The sequence below is a fragment of the Chryseobacterium vrystaatense genome, from assembly GCF_000737765.1.
Lineage (GTDB): Bacteria > Bacteroidota > Bacteroidia > Flavobacteriales > Weeksellaceae > Chryseobacterium > Chryseobacterium vrystaatense.
This window is the reverse complement of sequence record NZ_JPRI01000002.1, coordinates 272,872-297,499: the sequence shown is the minus strand read 5'-3', so window position 1 is coordinate 297,499 and position 24,628 is coordinate 272,872. Positions and strand designations below refer to the sequence as shown.

Here is a 24,628-nt window from a genome sequence, read left to right as displayed (position 1 = left end):
CATTCAAAATATGGAAGCACAATATAACTTTCAAATGAAGCCGAAAAGTGATAAGAATGATTGGGAAAAGGTGGAAATCTTTTCCCAATTCTATTGCGAGAGAACGACAGCAATACGGTATGCAAAAAGTCTTTCAAGAAAATTCAAATCAGAAATCCGCCTTACAGAGGGAAAAGAACCTTTCAAAACAAGCGGAACATACATTTACGAAAACAACAATTATACAACAAATATTATGGCAAATTGGTGCAACAATAAAGTAACATTCACAGGAAATCGAGAGGTTTTGGACAAAGTCTCGAATGTATTTCAAGAAATGATAGAAAAGGAAACTAAGGGAAATATTGGGCAACTGCCCGATTTTGTCAAGAGCAAAAACGGTTACTTCTGTGAAATTTATCGAAGTGAAACAGATGAATGTTCTTTCCATTATGAGACAAGATGGAGCCCAAATATCGAAGCATTATGGATTGTTGCAAATCATTACGATGTCGGATTTGTATTGGATTACGAAGAATCTGGCTGTATGGTTTTTGGCAAGACCATATGCGAAAACCAAATCTTACAGGATTATTTTCTCAATCAATGTGACTTTCAAGACTTCATCTACAATGTAGATACAGATTGTTACGAATTCGAAGGTGAAAATTACGATTACAAAGAGGAGATTATGAGAATCCTATTAGACAGGAAAATAAATAATAACAAACAAAAAATTGCATAAATGAAAACATCACTTCAACAAACAGAATATTTACTGATAAAATCAATGACCAACAGTGAATGGGATAATGGCGATTTTGCCATTATCCACATTACGGGAGAATGGAAAGAAATCCAAAAGAAAAGGCTCGAAGCCGTAAAGCCTTTGGAAAATGACTATGATTTAAAATGGCTGAATTATGCCGATACCAATGTAGAGTTTTTCAAATTTTCGGAAGAAAATTATCCCTAAGTTGAAGAATGGCTTTCGGAGAGAAGCAGGATTTTTATCGAATTGGAAAAAGAGGATTTGAAAAAATTTTTGCAACCCGAAAATAATCTGAATTGCTACCAAATGCAAGTCTATAAAAACGGAAATGCCATTTACAACGCTTTTGGAAAACAGACAGGCGAAGAATTTTGGACAGAAGAATTTTCATTATATCAATTAACTCAACAACAATGAGAGTAACAGACTTAAACGGTTGCAAGATTAAAGTAACCAATCTTGATGAAGCTATCCAAATTACAGCAGAGTAAGGAATATGAACATACAAACAAAGAATTTTCAGAATTAGATAAAAGACTGAGAAGGTTTTGGAAAGATATGTACGGAAAACTACTAAAATCAAAACAATATGAGCAATCTCGCAGACAAAACGGAGTATAAAGCATTGAACATTATTGCCAAAATGGTAAAACAATATGAAAAATTACACTATTTGGATATGACCAAAGAAGATGATTGGAATGCCACAAACGCAAGAAACCTATTACAGAGCATTATTCAAAATAATGAATATAAAATTAATTATAACAGAAATAGTAAAAAATCAATTTTAAAAACAAAATTATGCAAACCAATTTTTTCAGACAGATAGGCAAACTCAATCTTACAGGAGATTTGCAAATCACACTCCGACAAGGGGCAGAAAACAGTTTCGTTCTTTCCGTATTGCTCAACAATGAGCAATGCGGAGACGAGGCAAGGAAAACGATTCCGCCACTCAATTTAAGGGGGACAGCGGAAGAATTGGACAATGGATTTTTTGAAAGTATTTCGACACCATTGCAGACCGCATCGGGCTTAATGGTAGATATGGAAAGTTTTATGAAACAGGTCGAAGAAGCCAAGAAGAAATCGGCAATGGAAAAGGAGAAATCCGACAAGGAGAAAAAAGAAAAGGAAGGCAAAGATAAAAAGTACAAAGAAGCCTTGCAAAAAGCCGAAGAACTCGAAAAAGACGGCAAATACAAAGAAGCGTGGTCAGCTCTTCCAAAAGTATCGGAATTTCCCGATTATGCTGAAATCATCCGCAAAAAGCAGGATGAATATGAGAAACATTTTGCACCAAGCCTATTCTCTGAAACGACCAATGAAAATGTTGAATCTTAAAAATATTATAAATGTTACTTGCAACCCTATTAGACCGAGTTTTTATACTCAAAGATAACGGACAGGAAATACGTTTACCTGACCCTGAACCAAAATGGAGCGTAGAATCAGTAATGAACTTTTACGCCAACACGTACCCGATACTGACCACTTCAAAAATTTCAGCACCGAAAATCAAGGATGATGCTGTTGAATATCAATTTGAAAGTGTGATGGGAACAAAAGGATAATAAATAGTTGATGGTTTTTGGTTGACAGTTGATAGAATTACAATCTAAAAGCTAACAACCATCAACCATAAACTGACAAACAAAAATAAAATGAATGCAACGAAAAACCATATCGGGGACAATTCAACCTCCCGAAGAAAAAAAACAAAGGCAACTTCACTTACAATTGAGGGAATACGCACAATGGATGCATCAGATAAAAGACAGTTCGGAAGTTCAGAAAGACCAACGGAAATCCGTTCCAATCTCCCAACTTCCAATGCTTTTCTGAGAACCTGCTTTATGCCGAAATTAAAGGAGAATGAAATAACAATAACACAGGGCAAACGTAAGTCTGCTAAAACAGAAAGGGATTTTTATAAGTCCCTTTCTCAATTAGCAAAGCATTATGATATAACCCCAATGCCGACACAGCATTTTAATTATCCATACAATATCAGCCTTGCTTTGAGAGATATTGAAACGCAGTTGAAAACCAAGACTGAAAATTGGCAGAGTGTTAGGCTGATAGAAAAAGGGAGTAAGACTTGCTTTGCAATAGAAGAAAGATGCAACACAGGGGCAACCTTGTTTTATGTTCCCGTCGTACCGCTTTATCAATTGCTCCGCAATAAGGTACACAGAAAAGCAGCTTGCTTACTATTGTCCGTATGCACTTATCTGTATAGAAATGTAGATATTCCATATTACAGACAGGAAGATTCTTATCTCTATTGGAATTACGAAATGCTTACTGATTGGATAGAGCAGGACGAAGAAATAGAAGATAACCACATCTGCAAAAAAGAACTTCAACGGGCGGAAATCAACGGAGATATGATGGGACAAAAAATTTCCAATGCTAAGAATCTTCTTTTTTTTGAGCAACGCTTGAAACGTTTTATACCGAAAAACAGGTTTGATAAAGAATGCCTTCAATTGGCAGAAAAAACCTTTAAACTTTATTGTGATTACCCTAATGAAAGCATTTTCAGAAATGCCCACTATAATAATGCAAACAAGCCCTCAGAAATGGAGGGAGATGACAATTATAATGAGGAAACTGTTATCGCAATGGATAAATATATTTCCTTTTTTGCCGAGAGTGACGGATTGATTTATGATAATCTAACGAGTATGGTCAATAATGAGTTCAACGAATATGCTGAAACACAGCAACCAATGATTTTTAAAACCTTTGACGGAAGTGATATATTGGATAAAAACCTTGATTTTGAAAATCAGTTGTTTAAGGTCTTAAACGAATTGTGCCGATTGCTCAACTAATCTGTGCATACACGGCGCAAATAATTCAATTATAAAAACAAGCTATGAGAAATACAGCCAATACAATTAAGAACGAAGAAACCGACATAACCAATAATTTTGGAACACTTTACTATCCTAAATCAGCACTGGTCTTTTATGAGACAGAAGATTATAATCGCGATGGTTATGTTGAACATTTTGATATTGACCCTAATGGAAACCCTGTCAATGCCCACCCTTTGACTGTAAGGGAGGCACAACGACTCTCCAAATCTTTAAATATTCAAAATAAGAAAGAAAAAGATTTTCTAAGACCAAGTGGTATTATTTCTGAAACTGTACTATTTATAGATACATCGGAAAATGGAAAAGTGGTCTGGTACACAAAAGCACAGGAACGACAGTTACTATTTACCGAAAAGCTTTCCATTTCAAATGGTTTAGCGAATGTGCCACCTTTGCTATGGTGTGCCAATAAGCAGGGAATGAAAATATTCGCATTGGAGACAGACCAACGCCCCAATACAGATACACCACTATTTCACGCTCCGTTCTTTAATGTTTACGAAAGCGGAAGTGTTTGTATGGGAACGGTCGACGTAAACATTAAAAGTTCCGCATCACTCGAAGAGTTTACTAAGAAATGGGAAAACTATTTTTTCAATTCTTATTTCAGCCATTTGGTCAACAGCCATAATCCGATTAAAGGAAACTTGGTAATCCTTTGGAAAAGCCTTATTGATTCAAAAGAGCCGTTTCCGACAGATATTCTAATCAATTCAAATCTAACTTTAAAAAATCTACTCTAATGATACAATCTGAAAAAACAAAAGTCCATTTTACCGATGATAGCCTTTTAAATCCTACCAATCCTGTAATGGTAAACCTCATAGGTGCAGGTGGTACAGGTTCTAAAGTATTGACCGCCTTGATCGAAATGAACCATTCATTGATTGAATTGGGACACGCAGGATTACAGGTGCGGTTGTGGGATGATGATATTGTCACAGAAGCGAATCAAGGCAGACAGCGTTTTGCAGAATGTGAAGTAGGATTACCAAAGGCAGTTGCACTGATAAATCGGGCAAACCGATGGTCTGGAACGAATTGGAAAGCCGAAGTCAGAAAGTTTGAAAGAGATTCTTTAGGAAGAATCCAAGAGAATATGCAGTCCGCAATTTATATGTCGTGTGTTGATAATGTCAAATCACGATTTGAAATTGCTGATATTCTGAATGAATTGAAAGAGGGTAGGAGATTATACAGAAACCAGGCTAAATATTGGATGGATTTTGGCAACAACCGATATTCTGGACAGGTTTTGCTTTCTACAGTTGAGAATATAAAACAACCTGATTCCGAAAAATATCAAACAACGTCGAATCTTCCTTATGTGACGGAAGAATTTGGAGAACTGCTTTTGCAGTCTGAAACGCAAGATGATACACCAAGTTGCAGTTTAGCAGAAGCATTAGAAAAGCAGGATTTGTTTATTAATTCTACATTAGCACAAATGGGATGTTCTCTATTGTGGAACTTGTTTCGCAACGGACTGACTGAAAACAGAGGTTTTTTCCTTAATCTAAAAAATTTCCATTCTCAACTGATAAAAATATAAAAAACCGCCTGACCAAAAGTTGGGCGGCAAAAATGCAATTCCTCCCTGCGGTCGGAAACGTATTTTTGCGGAAAGCGGAACAACCCCATTTCTAAAACAATTCCGGACTTTGGCTTTGGTTTGTTTTAGAAAAAAGGTTGTAAGTATTAACTGACTATAGAAAACTCGTTGTGCATAGTTTCAATTAAGCATTAAAATAGTTAGTTGAAACTATGCACTTTCAGTGCAAGAATTTCAGTTTCTATAAATTTTTTATTCGACACAGATGCACAGATAATAAAATGAATTTTTTAATATTTTATTATCTGTGCATCTGTGGAGTTTTTTAAACGAATTTCATTCGTTGTTCAAATCTATGGACTGAAAGTCCATAGTGGTTTAGTTATTTACAACAAGCATTTCCCTCTTGAATAGGTGGGCACTTTACTGTACCGTAACTACAAAACACGCAACAATCTCCCTTTATAGGTTTTAGAGTTGTTTTGCAACTCTCACACTGATAGAAAAATTGACAAGCATCAGTTGGCATTTCTTCGGATTTCTTATGTCCGCAGGTTGGACAAGTTATTTCGGATATTAAAATGATGTCCATTATGAAATAATTTTGCTTTTTAGTGATTTGTAACCAGTAGAGTTGATAGCTTTTTCGATTTGCTCGATGCTGGTTTGTTTGTTGTCGAACTTTACAATTGCGTTGCCTTTTTCGTAAGAAACAATAACTTCAACAATGCCTTTTAGTTTGCTAATTTCTGTCTTTACATGATGTTCACATCCTGAACAAGTCATTCCTTTAATAGTAAATTCAACTTTCTGAATTTTAGAAGTCGAAGTAACAATTGCCGTGATTTTTGTCTTCGGAACAAAGATGTGAGCATAACTCGGAAATGATAGAAGTAAAACTGATATTACGGTAATACTTCCTAACAATGATTTCGTTTGCATAAAATTTTGTTTTTGATTTGTTTCACAATTACAGTCAATTTGTTGTTGAGGTTTCAGTTTTTGATACCAAGCAAAGCCAAGAACTAAAACAGTCATACCAATAAAATAAGGTCGAAAAGGTTCGAGCCACGAAAAGGTAGAAGCAATTCCGCTTGAACCCGCAACTATAGCCAAAATTGGCGTAATACAGCACAAGGACGAAGCAATTGCTGTCAAAAGTCCTGCACCGATTAATTTTTTTTCTGTTTTCATATTGCTTCCAAAATTTTGTTTTCGTTAAGGATTTTGAAAAAAGGTTTGAGCATTTTTTCATACTCTTTTGCCAACGAATAGAAAATAGTTTGCGCTTGTCTTTCCGTTTCAATGAGTTTTCTGTCTTTGAGTTTTCGCAAGTGCTGAGAAACTGCCGAAATGGTCATACTGAGAATATCGCTTAGGTCGCAAACACAAAGTTTCTTTTCTTCATAAAGAAGAAAAAGTATTTTCAGTCTTACATTGTTACCCGCTAACTCAAGTCCGCTGGATAAATAATCAACTGTCCCTTTGATTTCACTAATCCGGTCTTTGCAACGCATTATCTGCTTAACGTCCGCCTGCTGCCTTATACAAGAAAGATTATCCATAAGTACAAAGATAAGCAAATTGTTTATTTAAGCAAATACTAAAATACAAAAACATCTTTTTATACATTTTCATAAAAGGATAAAAGATTTCCGTATAAGTCTAATGCTGCAAATTCTCTTGTGCCATAATAGGTACTTTCTATCTCTGTTTTTTCATTGTGAAGCACCTCTTTTTCTTTTAGCTCTTTATACAGCTCTTCAACTCCTTTTACTTCAATTCTGCAACTGTGTGTTCCTGCTAAAAAGCTTTCTGCCCCACTACTAATCGGTTTTAGAAATAGAAAAATGCTTTTCCATTTCCAACTATAATTGCAGGAAGCCCACAAATGCAGTTCTATGTTGCCCCGAACCAAAATTGCAAAAGTGTCTTCCTTGTGCCGACAATCAAAACCAAATTTGTCTTTGTAAAATTGAACTGCTTTGTCAATTTCCCTGACAGGAAATGCGGGTGTTGCCTTTATCAGTTCTATCATTGTCATGTGCAATTTTAAATTGTAATATTGTGGTAAATAGTTGAGACAGCTCAAACGGATTGAAAAAACGTTTTCGGTTTCCTGGCTTAGCTGTTTATCCTTTGTTTTAATAATTTAAAGATAACCCAATACCCCAGCCCATATCGCTATCATAATGTGTACGAATACCCACATTTTTATTGATAATATATTTTAGCTCTGTCATATATTCCATATCGGTGTTGACCATAAAACCAGCCCTCAATCTCTTTGTGATGGGAATATCTTCACGCATTAAAGAAAGACGTACAATTCCATCGTGATATACCTCTGCCTGAAAGTTTACTAACATTGGTAATGTGTACATAAAGCCCAAGCTAATAGCTCTACGTGTATCTTTTTCATTTTTCTGTCCGAATAAATTGGTTTCGTGTTCATCCATACCCATTTTACGATACCTCCAATCAAAACCTATAAACGGCATAAACCATTGCATTTTTCCAATGTACCTTCCTAAATGTGTTTCTACTTCATAACCGTGCATATCGTTATAGCCTAATCGCCATTCTGTCCCTAAACTCCATCTTGAATTCTGAAGCATCGCATCACCATCATTTCCATTGCTAGCAAAATCATTCTGAGCCATTAAGTGTGGCATATTGCTTTCTCTTTGCAACATATTATATGCTTGTTTTTTGTTAGGTAAATTCGGATTTTGATAATCGTCAACTGCAAATACCCTGTTCATTCCTGACATCATATGATAAAGGATATGACAGTGGAAAAACCAATCTCCTTCTTCGTTTGCTAAAAACTCAATGGTATCAGTTTCCATTGGCATTATATCTATAACATTTTTTAGTGGTGATTTTTCGCCTTTGCCATTGATTACCCTGAAATCAAAACCGTGCAAGTGCATTGGATGGCGCATCATTGAGTTATTATGAATGGTAATTCGTAGAATTTCTCCTTTTTTCACAGGTATTTTATCAACTTCTGAAAGTATTTTATTATCCATACTCCACACATAACGGTTCATATTTCCGGTAAGGGTAAATTTCAATTCTTTTACTGGCGCATCTTTAGGAAGTTCCGTATTGGAAGGAGATTGTAGCATTGCATAATTCAGCGTTTTGATTTCTCCCAAAGCATTTGCATTGTAACGGTTGGGATCATTTTCCATATTCATATTGTGTTGACTATGGTCTTCTTTTGGTTTTGCCTCTCCAGTAATTTCAGGATACATTACCACGTTCATATCCATTTGGTTCAGGCTCATTTTCATTCCCATATCGTCCAAATCTCCATTCATCTTCATCATATCGTTCATCATCTTCATCCCTTCAAAATATTTTAATTTAGGAAGTGGTGATATTAATTGTTTGATGCCATTGCCCACAAAATAACTTGCGGATTGTGTTCTGTCTTCAGTAGTAGCTAGAAACTGATAAGCAACACCATCTTCAGGAATTGTTACTACAATATCGTAAGTTTCAGAAACCGCAATGATTAATCTATCTACTTCCACAGGTTCTACATCATTACCGTCATTTGCAACTACGGTAATTTTACCGCCTGCATACCGCAACCAAAAATAGGACGAAGCACCACCGTTTGAAACTCGCAATCGTACTTTATCGCCCGCTTTTAGCGTTTTGCCGTCCACCTTTTTTAAATCGGTCGTATGGTTTCCATTGATTAAAATTTTGTCATAATACACATCGCTTACATCCATTGCCAACATCCGTTTCCATTCGTTGGTTAGTTTTGTTTTGAAATGTCCTTCTCTAATAGCTTCTGCATAAGACTGTGTTGCATTTTTTTTAATAGCTGCCCAATCGTTGGCATTATGCAGCATCCTGTTGATGTTGTCGGGATTAAGATTTGTCCACTCGCTTAAAATGATGGGTACAGTCGGCAAATCGTCAATTCCTTTTCTAAAGGTTTTATCATCATCCTTTTTCTTCATTATAAAACTGCCATACATCCCAATTTGCTCCTGCAAACCAGAATGTGAGTGATACCAATGCGTTCCGTGTTGGATAATTGGGAAGCGATAGGTATAGGTTGTGCCTGCCTTAATAGGTTTTTGTGTAAGCCAGGGCACACCATCTTCTTTGTTGGGCAGGAACACTCCGTGCCAATGCAATGAGGTACTTTCTTTTAATTGGTTATGTACAACGATTTCGGCTGTATCGCCTTCGGTAAAAGTGAGCGTTGGCATTGGTATTTGACCATTTACGGAAATGGCTCTTTTTTCTTTGCCTGCGTAGTTTACAAGCGTATCTTTTACATACAACTCGTAACGAACTACTTTTTGTGCAAAGAGAGATTGCGAACATAACAGTATAAAAACTGCTTGCAGCAACCTGATCGTAACATTTTTAGGTATATTCATTTTGATATTTTTTTTCTTGAAACTTAATCCTGCTCTTTTAGCCAATTGGTTAAAACTTTGATTTGCTCATCATTCAGTTTTGTGTTTTTATGCATCATTGTATATGATGCTAAGGGCATTTGTTTAGTTTCGATTTGTTCTTTAATTGAGTTTAATAATCTGTCCTGCTTCCTATTTGAGTATGTACCCCATTCGTTGAAATTCAAATCCTCTTTTGCGTTTTTTATGTGGTTTTCTACTAATGCTCTCATAGGTTGCACATAGTCGTACCAAACATAATTAGTATTGTTACTATGACAATCGTAGCAAGAGGTTTGAAGCATCGCTTTTACTTCAACAGGCATTTTATACGCTTGGGTAAAATCGGTTGTGTAAACCTGCCCTTTATCTACATTAAGGGCAGGCTGATAAAATTGAATAGCAATAAAAATAAACAGCACTATTGTCAACATTATCTTTAATACTCTCTTCATTTTTAGAACTCTTTTTTTACAGAGCCACAGGTAAGCATCTTGCTGCCATAATAAGGATTTTTGATAGTCTTAGCTTCGTTAATCCAAACCGCACCTTTACCATCATTGTACATTGGGCAGTAGTCCTGATATAATTTTTGGGTAGTTCCAAATAATGTGATAAGGTCAGAAACGTCTTTACTTAGCGATGCTAAATGCTCTCTCTGGTGGTCTATTTTACCAGCATTGTCACTAATATGCTCTGCATTTTCTTTGGCATTTTCCGCTATTTCCATATATTCTTTATGTTTATTCGCTGGGATAGCGTTCATATCCACATTTTTTAAGGTAGTAAACAATTGCTTTCCTGCATTAGCCGCTGCTTTGTCATTATCTGCAACAAGTGCATTTTTTAAAGCCAAATAATCCTTAATTATAGGTGCGACAGTAAACTTTTGAGCTTGCTTCACATCGGACTTTTCTGCCTCTTGAGAAGATGTATCCGTTGAAGTAACAGTTGCTACCGTATCATTGTGTGTAGGTGATTGTAACTCCGGAGTTGCAGCAATTGTTGTGCTATCATTAGCTTGCTGGTCGCTATTTTTATTTGAAGATTGATTGCAGGAAATTGTTACCGCTGCAACTGTTACTAATGTAATGATTGAGAAAATTATATTTTTCATTTTATTTATTTTTGATATTATTGAAGAAATTTGTCTTATTTATTTGTTTTCAAATTCATTTAGCTTACGCTTCATAAATTCGATTTCTTGTGCCTGTGTTTCCAGTATGTTTTTTTGTAACTGTATCAATTCGGGGTCGGTAAGCTTAGCTTTTTCAGACATCAATACTGCTGCTGCGTGATGCGGTATCATACCTTTTACAAACTCTTTATTTCCCACAAATAATTGCTCCCGAATACCAAACCAAGAAAAGATACCAATCGCAAGGGAAACCGTTATGATTGCCCAGTTGATTTTTTTGCTTTCATACATTCCTTTCATTATCAATAGTTCTATAATCAACATTGCAGAAACCATCAGCAAAGTCATATACAAATTATTGATGTTCAGGATAAGGTTCTGTAAGCCGTCAATCATAGCATACATAATGAAGTACATAGCTATGAACATAGCAACAGCCATTACAGCAAAGCGTTTGTACATTGCTAAAGAGTGATTAGTATTATGCTTTTCATTCTTATGGTTATGTTGCATTTCGTGTTGGTTTTCCATACTTTCCATAACAATAGCGTTTTATTTGTTATTAATAGTTTCCTGTACGCTACCGCAAGTAAGCATTTTGGAGCCGTAATACGGGTTTTTAATTGCTTCTTCTTTGCTTAGCCAATTTGCTCCTTTACCATTATTGTACATTGGGCAATGTTGATAATAAACAGGTGTTTCTTGTTTTGAAACTTTGGCTAATTCGTACATATTATTAGCCAGTAAAGCGAAAATTTCTCTTTGTTTGGTAACATCTTTTGCTATAGCAATTTTTTCTGCATTAGCAGTTAAATCTTTCATTACTTTCATCCAAACGGTATGTTCTTCGTTGGAAAGTTTTGTCATTTCTACTGCTTTAATGGCTTTTACCAATTCGGTAGCTTTTGCGGAAGAAGTACCTGCATCAGTTTTTACCAACGCATCTTTCACTGAAAAATAGTTATTGAAAACGGCTTTTAATTGCGGTACATTTTGTGTTTCAGTGGTATTTTTTTGAGCCATATCGCTTTGGTTATGGTTGGCGTGTTCATTTTTCATATCCATACCTGCATCTCTGGTTTTTGCAACTGGTTTTAGTTCCCTTTTATACTGGCAACAGTCGGATAATTTTGCATATACATCATCTGGAGCCAAAAATTTCTCACTGTCATAACCTGCTAAGGCAATGCGTTTCAATATTTCGTCCTGATTTGTTTTTTTACCATCATAGTTGAGTGTAGCAATCTTGGTATCTTTATTCCAATCTACCGTGGCTACATTTTTTAAATTTCCTGCTTTTTCGATGGTTGTTTTACACATTTCGCAGTTGCCATATATTTTTACAGTTTCTGTTTTTGCATTTTTGATTTGTGCAAAACTGTTTACGGCTGATAGTAATACGATGATTACCATCAATATTTTTGATATTGATTTCATTTTTATTTTTTTTAATTTAATAAGATATACGAAGAGTTTGCGAAAACTGGATTCAGCTTTCGACAAGGCACACGTATGGCTAACAAGCCATCGTTTTAGCTTATTTTAGGTGGTTGCCAAATGGAAGAGTAGCCTGAAGAATAGTAGGCTTCTTTGAAACCGAATTTTTGCTTTTTAATTTCAGCAAAAGGGTTAGCTGTTTTTAAATCTATTGGTATTGGTAAGCTTACAGAAGATGAAGAAGTGCTACATCCACATGAACTGTGCTTACAATTGCCGTCGCAGTCGTGACCATTTTTGCATTTTTTACAGGACTTGTCCTTGCAACTGCTTTTATGTTCTGCTTTTGCAGATTGATCTTTTGAGCAGGACTTTTGCTCTGTCTTAGTTGTTTTTTTTGCACAAGCATAGCTTATGCTTGGCATTAGGAAAAAGCCCAAACATAGTAAGATGACAAAGCTGATATGTTTACTCAAATTTTTCAACACTACAAAATTATGAAATTATTTCTTTTAATTGCTATATTTTGCACTTTCGTGAACTGCAAACACAGAATTATAGATAAAATATCTAAATCACTAGTCTGCATAGTCCTTTTTATGCTTATTAAAATAAATATACAGTTAATTACCTAAAGTGTTTGTTATAAGTTAAATAACTAAACAGGTTATTAGGATAAGGAAATTATCTTTGTTTAATGGTTCTATCTTAAAACCTGCTTTCTGTACAGTTTCAATTACCTGTTCTTGTGTAATTCCTTCTGATTTTACGGTAAGCACCTTGTCTTTAGTTGTATCTACTTCCCAATGGCATATTATACCATGGTATTATCCAAATGAGGTTTTACAGATGCTACACATCCACCACAGTTAATATTTGTTTTGAATCGTAAGTCTTGATTATTCTTTTCCATTTTGTTTATTGAATAATTCATTTAAAGTTTAAAACTGCGTAATCGCAATGCATTTACGATTACCGATACAGAACTTAAAGACATTGCTAAAGCTGCAATCATTGGAGATAATAAAATTCCGAAAAACGGATATAAAATACCTGCTGCAATTGGAACACCAAGCACATTGTAGAAAAAGGCAAAGAATAAATTTTGCTTGATGTTTTTCATAACAGCATGGCTCAAATTTTTTGCTTTAACGATACCTAATAAATCGCCTTTTACTAAAGTTATTTTGGCACTTTCTATGGCTACATCAGTTCCAGTTCCCATAGCTATTCCGATATTGGCTTGTGCTAATGCCGGAGCATCATTTATACCATCACCAGCCATAGCTACAATTTTCCCTTCTGCTTGTAAACGTTTAATTTCGTTGAGTTTATCTTCGGGTAAGCATCCTGCTTTATAGGAAGATAAACCTAATTCATCCGCTACTGCTTTGGCTGTATTAACATTGTCGCCAGTAAGCATAATTACTTCTACACCTTGGAGCATTAGTTCTTTTATCGCTGCTGCACTCGAAGTTTTTATCGCATCGGTAATTGAAACAAAACCAACTGTAACATCATCAACAGCAATGTAAGAAACCGTTTTACCAAGTTTTTGTTCTGCAATAATTTTGGTTTCTAAATCGTTAGAAATAGTTGCCTTAACCTGTTCCATTAGTTTTTTATTGCCTAATGCTACTTTTCTATTGGTAACCGTTCCTGTAACTCCTTTTCCTGTAACATTTTCAAAATCTTTGACTCCAATTAATGAAATAGATTTTGTTTTGGCATAATTGACTACTGCTTGTGCCAATGGATGTTCACTGTATTGGTTTAAGGAAGCTATATTTTGCAATAAATCATCCTCGTTATTAGTTGATGCGTAAATTTTTTCTACAGAAGGTTTTCCCTCAGTTAGCGTTCCTGTTTTATCTGTTATTAAAACATCCACCTTATTCATATTTTCTAAGGCTTCGGCATTTTTAATTAATACTCCAGATTGTGCTCCTTTGCCCACACCCACCATCACAGACATCGGCGTGGCTAAACCTAAAGCACAAGGACAAGCTATGATTAAAACTGCAATGGCATTTATAAATCCATAAACCTTCGCTGGTTCTGGACCAAATAGTGCCCAAACAAAAAAGGTAATTACTGAAATGATTACTACAATGGGTACAAAATATTTAGAAATACTATCGGCTAATTTTTGAATGGGTGCTCTTGAACGAGAAGCATCGTTAACCATTTGTACAATTTGAGAAAGTAATGTTTCAGAACCTACTTTTTCGGCCATCATTACAAATGATTTGTTCCCGTTGATTGTTCCCGAAATTACATTATCGTCTTTCTTTTTGTCAACGGGAATTGGTTCTCCTGTAATCATTGCTTCATCAATACTGCTTTCACCATCGGTTATTTTTCCGTCAACTGGAATTTTATCTCCTGGTTTTACGCGTAATAAATCACCTTTCTTAATATCATGAATGGAAATCACTTTATCGCCCCCTTCACCAATCAAAGTAGCTTCGGTTGGTGCTAATTGTAATAACGCTTTTATAGCTCCACTGGTTTGGCTATGTGCTCTTGCTTCTAACAATTGTCCCAACAAGACCAGTGTAATGATTACTGTTGCTGCTTCAAAATAAAGATGAATGGTTCCGTGTTCGGTTTTAAATTCTTCCGGAAAGATATTCGGAATCAGCATTCCTACAATACTAAACAAAAATGCAACTCCAGTTCCTATTCCGATAAGGGTAAACATATTTAGATTCCAAGTGATTATGGATTTCCAAGCTCGTACAAAAAACATCCAACCAGCATAGAAAACAACAGGAATTGAAAACAGAAATTGCACCCAGTTCCACATGTTGCTGTCCATTATTTGAAATAACGGATTGTTATGTACCATTTCCATCATGGCAATAATAAAAATTGGCACCGTAAAGAGGGTTGCAATTTTCATTTTTTTAAGCAAATCCAGATAGGTTTTTTTTTCTTCGGAATCGCTTGGTTCCATGGGTACTAAATCCATTCCGCATATAGGACATGAACCCGGACTATCTTGAATAACTTCGGGATGCATTGGGCAGGTGTACATCGTTTTCTTTACATTCAATTCTGCTTCTTTTACCAAATGCATTCCACAAACAGGGCAATCGCCAGCTTTATCATAAGTTTTATCGCCTTCACAATGCATTGGACAATAGTATTTGCCTTTTATATTGCTAGTCACTTCGATTGTTTTTTTATCATCGTGAGAATGAGCAGAGCAGCAGGATTTTGCCACTGGTTCATTTGTCGTGGTATGTTGTGGGCTTTTGTTATTGCTCATTTCTATGGTATATTTTCCAACAGCGGTTAATGCTTTTTGCAATTGTGTAGTTGGAATGTGTTTATCCATTGTCAGGGTAGCTGAGTTTTCATCTTTTGAAACTTCAACATTTGTCACATTTTCAACCTTTAATAAAGCTGATTTCACCTTTGCTTCGCAACCTCCACAGGTCATACCTGTTACTTGATATTTGTGTACCATTTTGTATGAGTTTTATGATACAAAGTTCCGTATTGTTTCCATTTTTTCGTTGTGGAATTTTGGGAATGATTTGTAAGATTTACTTAGACCTTATCCAAAGGTTTTCTTTTATCCTCTCGTATTCGCTTGAAATAACTTGGGGTAAGTCCTGTTACCTTTTTGAATTGGTTGCTTAAATAGGCTACACTTGAGTAATTTAAACGGAAAGCAATTTCACTCAAAGATAGTTCATCATATACCAATAATTCTTTTACCTTCTCTATTTTTTGGGCAATAAAATATTTTTCGATAGTAGTGCCTTCAATTTCTGAAAATAAATTAGAGAGATAATTATAGTCGTGGTGTATCTTGCTATTTAAAACATCCGACAAATTGTATTTTGTTTCGCCATCCTGATGATGAACGAGGTCAATAATAATATTTTTTATTTTTTCTATAATTCGGCTTTTTTTATCATCTATTAATTCAAAACCTAATACAGTCAGTGCTTGCACTAAATTGGTTTTAACGTTTTCAGCTAATTCTTTATCCAAGGTAACTTCTCCCAGCTTTATATTTTTCACAGTCAATCCAAGCTTCTCCAATTCATTCTGCACTACCATAATACAACGGTTGCAAACCATATTTTTTATAAAGAGTGTTGTGATATATTTTGTGCTTTATTTGAAATTAGCTTAAAATAAGCTCTATAAAATTACAATTAATATTTTCTTGTAATTGTAGAACAGTTGTCAATTGATGTATTTATCCACTGCGTTGTCCAATTCTTCATTTTTAATATTGCTTAAATTTATATCTGCCAAATGGAAAACTGGTCAAGTAGTTTGCTGACTTTCTTTATATCATTTCTTTATTCAAAGCATCAATGAGCATTTTGGTCATAATATTTCTTCTTTAGCCACAAACTTGCACGTACCAATAATATCAGTACAGGAACTTCCACCAATGGGCCGATAACGCCCACAAATGCCTGTGGCGAATGAATACCGAAAACCGATATTGCTACGGCTATTGCCAATTCAAAATTGTTTCCTGTGGCTGTAAATGCGATGGATGCGTTTTTATCGTAAGGAACTTTAAGAGATTTATTGATAAAGAAGCTCACGAAAAACATAAGTATAAAATAGATGATTAACGGTATTGCTACTTTTACTACATCCATTGGCAACTCTACTATTTTATCGCCTTTCAGACTGAACATCAATACTATAGTAAACAGTAAAGCATACAATGTAATGGGCGATATTTTGGGTACAAATTTCCGGTTATACCATTCTATACCTTTTGATTTTACAAGGATGTATCGGCTTAAAAAACCTGCCAAGAAAGGAATACCTAAATATATCAATACGCTTTCGGTAACATCTTTCATTGATACGCTTACATTGAAATTGGCTAATACTAATTTTGCAGGTAATACGTTGATGAATAACCATACTAAAAAACTGTAAGTAAATATCTGGAAGATACTGTTTAATGCAACTAACATAGCTGTATATTCTCTGTTTGCTTTAGCTAAATCACTCCAAACGATTACCATTGCGATACATCTTGCCAAACCTATCAGTATCAAACCTGTCATATAATCGGGTTCATTCCTTAAAAATAAAACGGCTAACCCGAACATTAGCACTGTACCGATAACCCAATTCAGCAATAAGGATATACCAATTACTTTTTTATCCTTAAACGCCATAGGCAATAATGAATAATCAACCTTTGCTAATGGCGGATACATCATCAATATTAAACCTATTGCCAACGGAATATTTGTAGTGCCTACGGATAGCGCATTTGTAATTTTTGAAATACCGGGAAAAATATATCCCAATCCTATACCTACTGCCATTGCAAGGAATATCCATAAGGTAAGGTATCTGTCTAAGAATTTTAGTTTTGGTTGCATCGGCTACATTTTAATCATTGAAAAAACATAGAACATTTCCGTTGCTATCTGTAAACTTCTATCAGCATAGACCTTTGATTGTTCCGGTGTATTGTCTGAAATTTTAGGGTCTTCAAATGTGATAGGTATTCTCTTTTCTGCTCCTGCAATAAAAGGGCATCCGCCGTCTGCCTGTGAACAGGTCATAATAGCTGCAAACGCTGATACAGGATTGAAAGGGCTATCATATTTTTTGGAGAAACCAACAATCGGCAAAGAATTATCACTATACTTTATGGCATATACAGGATTGTCGGTATCTGCTATTTTGAAAATACTTAATCCCTGATGTGTCAATGCTTCTGCCACTTTCGGGAATAATGCCGTTTCTTCTGTACCACCCGAATAACAATGTACCTTTGGGATAACATAGTGTGCTGCTGCTACCTGTGCCCAAACCTGCGATAAATGGCTTCTTCGGGAATTGTGGGTACAAATGAAGTTGATACTTATTTCCTGACTATTGTTTACTTTTTGCTGTACAAAATCTATCAGTGGTCGTAATATATTTTTGCGTTCTTCACTGATGTTTTGAAAAGTAGTAACATTGTTTATTGTTTCAACTAAATTCTTATACATTTTGATTGATTTAAAGGGTTTAACAACATCCTGAATTAGGTGTGCAGGAAGCATTATTCAACGCTGATAATTTTATTTTTTGCTTTTCGACAGGAATACCGCAAGCATCCTGAGCAAGACAAGCTGTTGTTTTACTTTTCAGTACGAATGTTTTTCCGTTGAAATCCAAATCATATTTCCCGATAGTATCAATTTGATATTCTACTTCAATTTCGGCATCTTCCATACCTAATTTTTCTTCGGATAGTTTGATGATATTTAATAGTTTGGTTGGCTTCAATCTATGTTCGTAATCGTCAGCATTCCATAATTGGAAATTGACAACTTTTTCATTGCGGATTACACCACCACAATCAATAAAAATTTTATTGATTTGCCCAACTTCGGTAACGTGGAAATGTTCGGGAACAAACGTTCCGTTCTCTAATTGAAATTCAACATGCTCTAATGTTGGTAAGATTTCTTTGATTTTTGATAGTTTCATAATTTCATTATTTAATTGTTATATTGCATTATTACGATTGATTTGGTTAAAATAAATGCTTAGCAACATTTATCAATACCTATATCGTCAACAAAGAAAGTATTGAGTTCCTTCTTAATCTGCTGCCAGACATTTTCATCAATGCAGTAGCATACACTGGTTCCCTCTATATTTCCTTTGATAATACCAATGTTTTTTAGTTCTTTCAAATGCTGCGAAATGGTAGCTTGTGCCAATCCCAATTCCTCTACCAAGTCATTACAAATACAGGCATTTTGTTTAATGATATATTGCAGGATAGCTATGCGTGCAGGATGAGCCAATGCCTTTAGCGAAGTTGCTAAACGGTTCTGCTGTTCCGTGTATATTTCAGTTTTTGTAACTCCCATTTTTATCAAAAATTATACATCGCAATATTACGATTAATATTTTAACTACCAAAATTGTTTAAAAAAATATTTAGTGAAGTTTACCCCTGTTGCACCAAATGTTGCAAATTCGGATCATTTTTTTTATCCGCTCTTTTTCATTTTCAATAATATTTACAATGTTTATTTTTATCTGGCGGTAATTCAGTAAAGATATCCTGTTGTTGATTTCCGGGCAATGATGGCGGTTGCTTTTAGGGTTGGTTTTGTTGGATGTCCTTTCAAAGCCACTTCGCTTTTTTGCAAAACGCAATTCCAAAGTCTAAAGTCCTACGTTTTTCCGAACAAAAAAGCTTTGAGGGGATGTCAGGTTCTCTTCCCTTTTTTAATTTGACGGAATGTATTGTGAACTCTGCTGTAGCTTTCCCTGCAAACTGTATAAAAAGGATTATACTAGTCATCAACCTGCATAAAATAAATACAGCTTTAAATTCATACCTGTGTAAATAAGATACAGATCATCATCATAAAATAGAATCATGCCGATCATCAAACCTGCGTAATACACATACAGCTGGAGTTCATACCTGCGTAAATCATATACAGGTCACCTGCTTAAGATAAGTACAGGTCAAAATCCTTACGATTTGATCTACAATACGATAGATAAATTATCACTTTGAAAGGATTTATTATTTACTTTCGTATGCTCAGACTTCACTTCCACACATTTCCAATAAAAACAATAAAAGAATCAAAACTGCTGATTATCAATACTATTAATCGTTTTTCAGAACTCCGAAAAATAAGCGGCTTTTTTTGAGCAAGATGTGTCTTTGTACCCACAAATTTTGGCAAATTTTCGAGTACAAAGACGATCTTGCCTTTTCTGCAAAAAGGAGAAAAAACGGCGGAACTTGTTTTTTTATGTTAGGTGAAATTTAAGTTAAGATTCCAAACTAATCCAATTTATTCTTTTTTAATCTTTATAGATTCTAGACTCATCCAGAGTGTTCTTAATTAGCCCAACTCCCATCAAAACTATTGTTTTAGAGGTTTTTATGATACAACTTTGCCGTAGAAATTTTATCAAAAAATGAAAAAATCATTTAACCTTTTAATATTTGTTTTTGCAATTATCGTTAAAGCTCAGGTTGGAGTTAATACGCAGACACCCGCAGCAACTTTGGATATTGTCGGCAAACCAGATCTGCCCAATCACTTTGATGGCATAATTCCCCCAAGAATTACAGGTGATCAACTTGCAAATAAAACTTATTCAGTATTGCAAAAAGGTGCCATTGTTTACGTGACTCAACCTGCATCAAATCTTTTGGGTCAAGTCATTCATATTGTTGAAGAAGGGTACTACTATTTCAATGGTATGTTTTGGAATCAGATGTTTAAGGAGCCTACTTATTACGATGCTCTTATCGTATTGGACGAAACACTTTCTGCAAATACTATTTCTGAACAATCCTCGTGGAACACATACCTTCCTTTTCCTACAAATCCTCGTCAGCATACATTATCTACAAAAATATATAGATTAGGAACATCAGGTCTAGGAATAACTGGGCAAATCGATGCGCGGCGAATAGGAACAATTGGCTATTTAGATGTCAGTATAATTTGTTCAACACCTATCACTTCAAGCTACGTAATACTGAATCTTTCAAAACCATTACGGGATTTAGGTTTTATGTCGGATGGCAGTGTGGGTTCACTGAGCAATATTTTAGTAAGTGGGAACTCAAATGGAATTAGTTCAGGAGTAGAGCAGGGCATTATTTCATTAACGAACGTTGATTTCAATCTACTTCTTTGGAAAAATCAAATCGAAAAATTTACCGGTACCATAAAGGGCATGACCACTTTTCCGATTAATTATCTGAATGTAATTGAATGATAAATAAGACGGATATTAGGAAGAAACATTACATTAAAATAAGGATTTCCATCATCCAAAAAGAAAAGTGGAAAAAAGCCTGTTCAGAAAAAAAAATCTCTTTAACAAGTCTAATTGTTAATTCTGTAGAAAATAGGTTTATGGACAACGAGAGAAGAAAAGTATTAGCGTTCATTGAAAAACAAGATAACATTTTCGGAAAGATTGAAAATAATATTAATCAGGTAGCAAAAATAGCAAATAGTCAAAAGTTTATCAGCGAAAATGAAACCAGAAAATTTTCGAATAAGTTATCAGAGATCATAATTCTGAAGAAAGAACAGAACGAAATGTTTACAAAAATCTACGCAATGCTATCAAGATGATTGTTAAGATTATGGATCCGGCAGGTCCCAGTTTTCCAGGAGTTCATTATAACGATAAGAAAATTGACAAAGGAACCGGAGAATTAATGCTGATGAAAAATTTTCCTTCCTTCATTAACGAATCAAGCAGCAAGGAGGAAGTAAGAAACTATTTGAGAGCTATTTCGATTGGAAACAAAAAAGTATTAAAGCCTCAATTTCATGCGATGATCTCTACGAAATTTCAAGGACATTCGAAAGAAGAGCTGACTAAGATCGCTGAGAATTTTATGGATGAAATGAAATATGGAGGACAGCCTTTCATTGTAGTTTTTCATAGTGACACCGATAATAATCACGCTCATATAGTTACTACAAGAGTCGATAAACAGACAGGGAAAAAGATCAATGATAGTTATGAAAGGCTTAAAGCCCAAAAAGCTTTAAGCGTTACAATGGAAAAATTGTATGGTCAGAAACCGGAAGAAGAACTTGGCAAACTGTTGAACTATAAAATAAGTTCGCTCAATCAGTTGGAAACTTTACTCAGCAGAAATGGTTATAAGATAGGCAAAAACACAGATGATATAAATTCTTTTAACATTTTAAAAAACGGAGTAATACAGCAAACACTTTCAGGAAATCAGATTGTTTTTGATAACAGTAAAAATGATAAAAGGGCAAAGCAGATCAAAGCCATATTAAGCAAATACAAACAATTGTATTCCACCAAGGTTTTCAAGGTGGAAGATGACAGAAAAAAGGAGTCAATGCTCCCAAAAGAAAAATTACGAGAAAATAATTTAAAAATAAAAATCAGTTTTGAAAGTGAACTCCAAAAGAAGCTGAAAGATGTTTTCGGGATCGATGTGGTTTTCCATCATAAAGAAGATAAAAATCCTTTTGGCTACACCGTGATCGACCATAAAACAGGAAAAGTCTATAAAGGAAGTGATCTACTGAAAATGAATGAAGTGTTTGAATTTACTTCTGACAAGCTAGATAAGAAGACTTTTGAAATCCTGAAAGATTATAATATTCCGAACCAGGAATCAAAAAAAATATTGCTTGAATTTTTAAATAAAAAATATCCGGAAATAGAGATCAAGGGCTTTATGCTTTTTGAAAACCGAGGAAAGAAAGATTTGGAAACCTATCGAAAAGTTCAGTTTGAAGTCAAAAGTTTCATTAAAAATCAAAAAAACACAAATGATGAAAAAAAGGATATTTCCATAACCAGGGCTGAAGACGGAAAGCTGTATGTGGTTCATACTCGGTTCCATTATATCGGAGAGCTCCAATCATTAATTGGGGAAAAGGAGTATCAAAAATTTCTGAATCCGACAGGCGTAAATGAAGTGCAGGCAGAAAACCGGACTGAAAATAATGAGAAAACAGAATTAAACAAAGCAGTTGATGAACTGCTGTTTGAGTTGATGAAAAGTTCAGGAACTGCAAAAGACCCTGTCGAAAATGAGCTCAAAAAAAGACGAAAAAAAAGACGATAAAATGATGGTTGTCGGCTGATATAAAAATCATCTTCGGTCCAACAACAATCAGTTAGAAACATAAACTAAATCCAATGATCATCACATTTGCTACACAAAAAGGAGGAACCGGAAAAACAACTTTAGCCATCGCTTTTGCCAATTACATTTCGGCAATTTCGGAAAGGAAAATCAATGTTTTTGATTTTGATTATCAGAAATCATTTTACTACAAATGGAAAGATGATGAATTATCGGAAAGTCCGAAATTGTATGAAGTGGAAATTATTGGCGATGATGACCAACAGCCATTTTCAGACTTTGAGACCCTCATTAATTTAAAAGATAGCGATGACATCAACCTTTTTGACTTGGCAGGAACACTCGATGCGAAATATAGCGATCTGCTCATTTACAGTGATTTTATCGTGATCCCGTTTGAGTATTCAGATGTTTCTGTCAAGTCCACATTGGTCTTTATCAATATGCTGGGACTATTGGAAAGTGAGGCTGAAAGAGTATTTATCCGTTCCAAGTATGATAAAGGCTACAAGTATCTGAATCAGGAAGGAATGGATATTGAGCTGAAAAAATTCGGATTGCTACTGGAAAATCCTGTATTCAAAAAAAACTGTCTACAAAAGATTGATACCAGAAAGCTGACCTACGAACAAAAATATGGGGTAAGAAAATCTTTCGATGAATTGATAGAATATATTAATCAAACATTGAAGATCACCCTTTGAAATAAAAAATATACCTAAGTATTAATCTCTATAACCTCAGTAAAAATGATAAAAATCTCGCTTTGCATCTTGGCTGTTTATCTGACGTATTACGCCGGAAATATTTTATACGATCTGTTTCTGAAAAAAGAAATCTATAAAGAAGAGACGGAGGAATTTTCATTGTCCGAAATTTCTGAACAGTACGAAGATCTTACTAAAAATGTAGGGATTGAAGATGTAGAAAATCTCAACACTCCCAAGTCCTTTAATAAAGATGCAATCCATTCTGATATCACTGAAGGAAACGAAGAACGACAAGATCTGGAGTATTTGAGGGAAATATTTGAATCTGAACAAGATCTGGATGAACCGGGCATTGCACTAAAAAAAGATTCCACGGAAATCGAAAACCAATCATATCCTGAAAAAGCTGAAACAATCGAAGTAGATTTTGACCAGACGGAAAAAATATCAGCCGAAAAGGAAAATCAGAAACCTAACGAAGTGATTCGCGAAAACCCAATTACAGTTAGTGCAGACCAGGAAACTTCCAGAATAAAAGATTGGAAGGCGATGCTTAATCTTTCTGAAACCTTGGTTCAAATGGTTGCGAACTACGACGGATACAAAGTTTATCAATCCACGATGTAGTTAGCCAACTTAAACAATAGCTAACATGCTGATTATTAGACTTAACAACGGATTAACATCCGTTGTCCGGGACTCCTATGCCCAAAATTTAACACTCAATTGATTATTAACCCTTTATAAATTTTTGAATTATGATGAAAAATTTTTTCACAAAAAAAGTGACAACAAAAAAGGTTCTAACCCTAGCCTTGGCAATTATGGCGATAACTCCCGCATTTGCCCAAGGTGGTGCAACTGCCATTTCTAACGCAGCAAGTGATATCCGAGATTATTGGGATCCTGTTAAGCTTATTCTAAAAGCGGTAGGTGGATTGGTCGGCTTCATCGGAGGTCTACGAGTGTATAACAAATGGACGAATGGTGATCAGGATGTCAACAAAGAGATCCTTGGTTATGGAGGGGCAATGATCTTCCTGATTGTAGTTCCGGAATTCGTAACAGCATTCTTTGCCTAAT

At 35.0% G+C, this 24,628-nt stretch carries 30 protein-coding genes; 14 read left to right on the top strand and 16 right to left on the bottom strand.

What is annotated here, in order from left to right:
- The first annotated feature begins 10 nt into the window (after positions 1 to 10).
- The 8 genes from IW16_RS26575 to IW16_RS06820 all read left to right on the top strand — a co-directional run bounded on the left by IW16_RS26575 (position 11) and on the right by IW16_RS06820 (position 5,194).
- Complete coding sequence (locus tag IW16_RS26575) at positions 11 to 724, top strand: DUF1281 family ferredoxin-like fold protein (RefSeq protein WP_159437613.1); 714 nt, start codon at positions 11 to 13, stop codon at positions 722 to 724.
- Positions 725 to 955 (top strand): hypothetical protein, encoded by a 231-nt coding sequence (locus tag IW16_RS25630; protein ID WP_051889993.1) that lies wholly within the window; start codon positions 725 to 727, stop codon positions 953 to 955.
- A 385-nt stretch (positions 956 to 1,340) separates the two neighbouring features.
- On the top strand, positions 1,341 to 1,583 hold the full coding sequence (locus IW16_RS26570) for a hypothetical protein (RefSeq protein WP_028122591.1): 243 nt from the start codon (positions 1,341 to 1,343) through the stop codon (positions 1,581 to 1,583).
- A complete protein-coding gene (locus IW16_RS06840) occupies positions 1,556 to 2,098 on the top strand; it encodes a PRTRC system protein E (RefSeq protein ID WP_028122592.1) in 543 nt (180 codons plus the stop codon). Before IW16_RS26570 ends, IW16_RS06840 begins: the two co-directional genes overlap by 28 nt.
- Positions 2,099 to 2,109: 11 nt before the next feature.
- Positions 2,110 to 2,328 carry a PRTRC system protein C gene (locus IW16_RS06835; RefSeq protein ID WP_027379053.1) on the top strand — a complete coding sequence of 73 codons (219 nt, stop codon included), beginning with the start codon at positions 2,110 to 2,112 and terminating at the stop codon, positions 2,326 to 2,328.
- 90 nt (positions 2,329 to 2,418) lie between these two features.
- Entirely contained in the window at positions 2,419 to 3,594 is a 1,176-nt protein-coding gene (locus tag IW16_RS06830; protein WP_034741379.1) for a hypothetical protein, read from the top strand.
- Positions 3,595 to 3,638: 44 nt separating this feature from the next.
- Positions 3,639 to 4,385, top strand: a complete 747-nt coding sequence (locus IW16_RS06825; protein WP_051889991.1) for a PRTRC system protein B — start codon at positions 3,639 to 3,641, stop codon at positions 4,383 to 4,385.
- A 2-nt stretch (positions 4,386 to 4,387) separates the two neighbouring features.
- A complete protein-coding gene (locus IW16_RS06820) occupies positions 4,388 to 5,194 on the top strand; it encodes a PRTRC system ThiF family protein (RefSeq protein ID WP_028122595.1) in 807 nt (268 codons plus the stop codon).
- A gap of 382 nt (positions 5,195 to 5,576) precedes the next feature.
- Here IW16_RS06820 and IW16_RS26875 read toward each other — a convergent pair whose 3' ends face one another.
- The 16 genes from IW16_RS26875 to IW16_RS06745 all read right to left on the bottom strand — a co-directional run bounded on the left by IW16_RS26875 (position 5,577) and on the right by IW16_RS06745 (position 19,074).
- On the bottom strand, positions 5,577 to 5,786 hold the full coding sequence (locus tag IW16_RS26875; RefSeq protein ID WP_072410579.1) for a GDCCVxC domain-containing (seleno)protein: 210 nt from the start codon (positions 5,784 to 5,786) through the stop codon (positions 5,577 to 5,579).
- Entirely contained in the window at positions 5,786 to 6,388 is a 603-nt protein-coding gene (merTP, locus tag IW16_RS06815) for a mercuric transport protein MerTP (RefSeq protein ID WP_028122596.1), read from the bottom strand. The genes IW16_RS26875 and merTP overlap by 1 nt, the downstream gene beginning before the upstream one ends.
- Entirely contained in the window at positions 6,385 to 6,759 is a 375-nt protein-coding gene (locus IW16_RS06810) for an ArsR/SmtB family transcription factor (RefSeq protein WP_027381139.1), read from the bottom strand. Before IW16_RS06810 ends, merTP begins: the two co-directional genes overlap by 4 nt.
- Positions 6,760 to 6,818: 59 nt before the next feature.
- On the bottom strand, positions 6,819 to 7,232 hold the full coding sequence (locus IW16_RS06805) for a bleomycin resistance protein (RefSeq protein WP_198417452.1): 414 nt from the start codon (positions 7,230 to 7,232) through the stop codon (positions 6,819 to 6,821).
- A gap of 106 nt (positions 7,233 to 7,338) precedes the next feature.
- Entirely contained in the window at positions 7,339 to 9,609 is a 2,271-nt protein-coding gene (locus IW16_RS06800) for a multicopper oxidase family protein (protein WP_034742681.1), read from the bottom strand.
- Between the two features lie 23 nt (positions 9,610 to 9,632).
- Entirely contained in the window at positions 9,633 to 10,082 is a 450-nt protein-coding gene (locus IW16_RS06795; protein WP_034741374.1) for a heme-binding domain-containing protein, read from the bottom strand.
- 2 nt (positions 10,083 to 10,084) lie between these two features.
- Complete coding sequence (locus IW16_RS06790) at positions 10,085 to 10,744, bottom strand: DUF3347 domain-containing protein (RefSeq protein ID WP_034741371.1); 660 nt, start codon at positions 10,742 to 10,744, stop codon at positions 10,085 to 10,087.
- A 39-nt stretch (positions 10,745 to 10,783) separates the two neighbouring features.
- Positions 10,784 to 11,305: a DUF305 domain-containing protein gene (locus IW16_RS06785; RefSeq protein ID WP_034741369.1), complete on the bottom strand. Its 522-nt coding sequence runs from the start codon at positions 11,303 to 11,305 to the stop codon at positions 10,784 to 10,786.
- A gap of 12 nt (positions 11,306 to 11,317) precedes the next feature.
- The gene (locus IW16_RS06780) at positions 11,318 to 12,202 is read right to left on the bottom strand and encodes a DUF3347 domain-containing protein (RefSeq protein ID WP_034741366.1); all 885 of its coding nucleotides are present in this window, start codon (positions 12,200 to 12,202) and stop codon (positions 11,318 to 11,320) included.
- 226 nt (positions 12,203 to 12,428) lie between these two features.
- Positions 12,429 to 12,611, bottom strand: coding sequence for a hypothetical protein (locus IW16_RS06775; protein ID WP_028122604.1), 183 nt, complete (start codon positions 12,609 to 12,611; stop codon positions 12,429 to 12,431).
- A gap of 525 nt (positions 12,612 to 13,136) precedes the next feature.
- Positions 13,137 to 15,677, bottom strand: a complete 2,541-nt coding sequence (locus tag IW16_RS06770) for a heavy metal translocating P-type ATPase (protein ID WP_034741361.1) — start codon at positions 15,675 to 15,677, stop codon at positions 13,137 to 13,139.
- An 83-nt stretch (positions 15,678 to 15,760) separates the two neighbouring features.
- Positions 15,761 to 16,279, bottom strand: a complete 519-nt coding sequence (locus tag IW16_RS06765; protein WP_185116418.1) for a helix-turn-helix domain-containing protein — start codon at positions 16,277 to 16,279, stop codon at positions 15,761 to 15,763.
- Positions 16,280 to 16,539: 260 nt separating this feature from the next.
- Complete coding sequence (gene arsB, locus IW16_RS06760; RefSeq protein WP_034741357.1) at positions 16,540 to 17,583, bottom strand: ACR3 family arsenite efflux transporter; 1,044 nt, start codon at positions 17,581 to 17,583, stop codon at positions 16,540 to 16,542.
- Positions 17,584 to 17,586: 3 nt separating this feature from the next.
- A complete protein-coding gene (locus tag IW16_RS06755; RefSeq protein ID WP_034741354.1) occupies positions 17,587 to 18,201 on the bottom strand; it encodes an arsenate-mycothiol transferase ArsC in 615 nt (204 codons plus the stop codon).
- Positions 18,202 to 18,220: 19 nt separating this feature from the next.
- Complete coding sequence (locus tag IW16_RS06750; protein WP_028122608.1) at positions 18,221 to 18,685, bottom strand: DUF6428 family protein; 465 nt, start codon at positions 18,683 to 18,685, stop codon at positions 18,221 to 18,223.
- A 59-nt stretch (positions 18,686 to 18,744) separates the two neighbouring features.
- Complete coding sequence (locus tag IW16_RS06745; RefSeq protein WP_028122609.1) at positions 18,745 to 19,074, bottom strand: ArsR/SmtB family transcription factor; 330 nt, start codon at positions 19,072 to 19,074, stop codon at positions 18,745 to 18,747.
- Between the two features lie 1,075 nt (positions 19,075 to 20,149).
- Between IW16_RS06745 and IW16_RS06735 the strand changes: the two genes are divergently transcribed.
- From IW16_RS06735 to IW16_RS06710, 6 genes are all read left to right on the top strand, one after another.
- Positions 20,150 to 20,962, top strand: a complete 813-nt coding sequence (locus IW16_RS06735) for a hypothetical protein (RefSeq protein WP_034741349.1) — start codon at positions 20,150 to 20,152, stop codon at positions 20,960 to 20,962.
- Complete coding sequence (locus IW16_RS06730) at positions 20,959 to 21,327, top strand: hypothetical protein (RefSeq protein ID WP_051889989.1); 369 nt, start codon at positions 20,959 to 20,961, stop codon at positions 21,325 to 21,327. Before IW16_RS06735 ends, IW16_RS06730 begins: the two co-directional genes overlap by 4 nt.
- Positions 21,324 to 22,814: a relaxase/mobilization nuclease domain-containing protein gene (locus IW16_RS06725; protein ID WP_034741348.1), complete on the top strand. Its 1,491-nt coding sequence runs from the start codon at positions 21,324 to 21,326 to the stop codon at positions 22,812 to 22,814. Before IW16_RS06730 ends, IW16_RS06725 begins: the two co-directional genes overlap by 4 nt.
- A 74-nt stretch (positions 22,815 to 22,888) precedes the next feature.
- Entirely contained in the window at positions 22,889 to 23,539 is a 651-nt protein-coding gene (locus IW16_RS06720; protein WP_034741346.1) for a ParA family protein, read from the top strand.
- A 45-nt stretch (positions 23,540 to 23,584) separates the two neighbouring features.
- Positions 23,585 to 24,172 (top strand): hypothetical protein, encoded by a 588-nt coding sequence (locus tag IW16_RS06715; protein WP_034741344.1) that lies wholly within the window; start codon positions 23,585 to 23,587, stop codon positions 24,170 to 24,172.
- Between the two features lie 134 nt (positions 24,173 to 24,306).
- Positions 24,307 to 24,627 carry a DUF4134 domain-containing protein gene (locus tag IW16_RS06710; protein WP_394332449.1) on the top strand — a complete coding sequence of 107 codons (321 nt, stop codon included), beginning with the start codon at positions 24,307 to 24,309 and terminating at the stop codon, positions 24,625 to 24,627.
- Position 24,628: the final 1 nt, after the last annotated feature.

Coding starts and splice junctions, on each gene's coding strand:
- IW16_RS06790 (WP_034741371.1), bottom strand. CDS start 10,744: ATGAAAAATATAATTTTCTCAATCATTACATTAGTAACAGTTGCAGCG.
- IW16_RS06750 (WP_028122608.1), bottom strand. CDS start 18,685: ATGAAACTATCAAAAATCAAAGAAATCTTACCAACATTAGAGCATGTT.
- IW16_RS06745 (WP_028122609.1), bottom strand. CDS start 19,074: ATGGGAGTTACAAAAACTGAAATATACACGGAACAGCAGAACCGTTTA.
- IW16_RS06800 (WP_034742681.1), bottom strand. CDS start 9,609: ATGAATATACCTAAAAATGTTACGATCAGGTTGCTGCAAGCAGTTTTT.
- IW16_RS06720 (WP_034741346.1), top strand. CDS start 22,889: ATGATCATCACATTTGCTACACAAAAAGGAGGAACCGGAAAAACAACT.
- IW16_RS06765 (WP_185116418.1), bottom strand. CDS start 16,279: ATGGTAGTGCAGAATGAATTGGAGAAGCTTGGATTGACTGTGAAAAAT.
- IW16_RS06710 (WP_394332449.1), top strand. CDS start 24,307: ATGAAAAATTTTTTCACAAAAAAAGTGACAACAAAAAAGGTTCTAACC.
- merTP (WP_028122596.1), bottom strand. CDS start 6,388: ATGAAAACAGAAAAAAAATTAATCGGTGCAGGACTTTTGACAGCAATT.
- IW16_RS06835 (WP_027379053.1), top strand. CDS start 2,110: ATGTTACTTGCAACCCTATTAGACCGAGTTTTTATACTCAAAGATAAC.
- IW16_RS26575 (WP_159437613.1), top strand. CDS start 11: ATGGAAGCACAATATAACTTTCAAATGAAGCCGAAAAGTGATAAGAAT.
- arsB (WP_034741357.1), bottom strand. CDS start 17,583: ATGCAACCAAAACTAAAATTCTTAGACAGATACCTTACCTTATGGATA.
- IW16_RS06785 (WP_034741369.1), bottom strand. CDS start 11,305: ATGGAAAGTATGGAAAACCAACACGAAATGCAACATAACCATAAGAAT.
- IW16_RS06780 (WP_034741366.1), bottom strand. CDS start 12,202: ATGAAATCAATATCAAAAATATTGATGGTAATCATCGTATTACTATCA.
- IW16_RS06770 (WP_034741361.1), bottom strand. CDS start 15,677: ATGGTACACAAATATCAAGTAACAGGTATGACCTGTGGAGGTTGCGAA.
- IW16_RS06775 (WP_028122604.1), bottom strand. CDS start 12,611: ATGCTTGTGCAAAAAAAACAACTAAGACAGAGCAAAAGTCCTGCTCAA.
- IW16_RS06805 (WP_198417452.1), bottom strand. CDS start 7,232: ATGATAGAACTGATAAAGGCAACACCCGCATTTCCTGTCAGGGAAATT.
- IW16_RS06840 (WP_028122592.1), top strand. CDS start 1,556: ATGCAAACCAATTTTTTCAGACAGATAGGCAAACTCAATCTTACAGGA.
- IW16_RS26570 (WP_028122591.1), top strand. CDS start 1,341: ATGAGCAATCTCGCAGACAAAACGGAGTATAAAGCATTGAACATTATT.
- IW16_RS06825 (WP_051889991.1), top strand. CDS start 3,639: ATGAGAAATACAGCCAATACAATTAAGAACGAAGAAACCGACATAACC.
- IW16_RS06810 (WP_027381139.1), bottom strand. CDS start 6,759: ATGGATAATCTTTCTTGTATAAGGCAGCAGGCGGACGTTAAGCAGATA.
- IW16_RS25630 (WP_051889993.1), top strand. CDS start 725: ATGAAAACATCACTTCAACAAACAGAATATTTACTGATAAAATCAATG.
- IW16_RS06830 (WP_034741379.1), top strand. CDS start 2,419: ATGAATGCAACGAAAAACCATATCGGGGACAATTCAACCTCCCGAAGA.
- IW16_RS26875 (WP_072410579.1), bottom strand. CDS start 5,786: ATGGACATCATTTTAATATCCGAAATAACTTGTCCAACCTGCGGACAT.
- IW16_RS06715 (WP_034741344.1), top strand. CDS start 23,585: ATGATAAAAATCTCGCTTTGCATCTTGGCTGTTTATCTGACGTATTAC.
- IW16_RS06795 (WP_034741374.1), bottom strand. CDS start 10,082: ATGAAGAGAGTATTAAAGATAATGTTGACAATAGTGCTGTTTATTTTT.
- IW16_RS06755 (WP_034741354.1), bottom strand. CDS start 18,201: ATGTATAAGAATTTAGTTGAAACAATAAACAATGTTACTACTTTTCAA.
- IW16_RS06735 (WP_034741349.1), top strand. CDS start 20,150: ATGAAAAAATCATTTAACCTTTTAATATTTGTTTTTGCAATTATCGTT.
- IW16_RS06730 (WP_051889989.1), top strand. CDS start 20,959: ATGATAAATAAGACGGATATTAGGAAGAAACATTACATTAAAATAAGG.
- IW16_RS06725 (WP_034741348.1), top strand. CDS start 21,324: ATGATTGTTAAGATTATGGATCCGGCAGGTCCCAGTTTTCCAGGAGTT.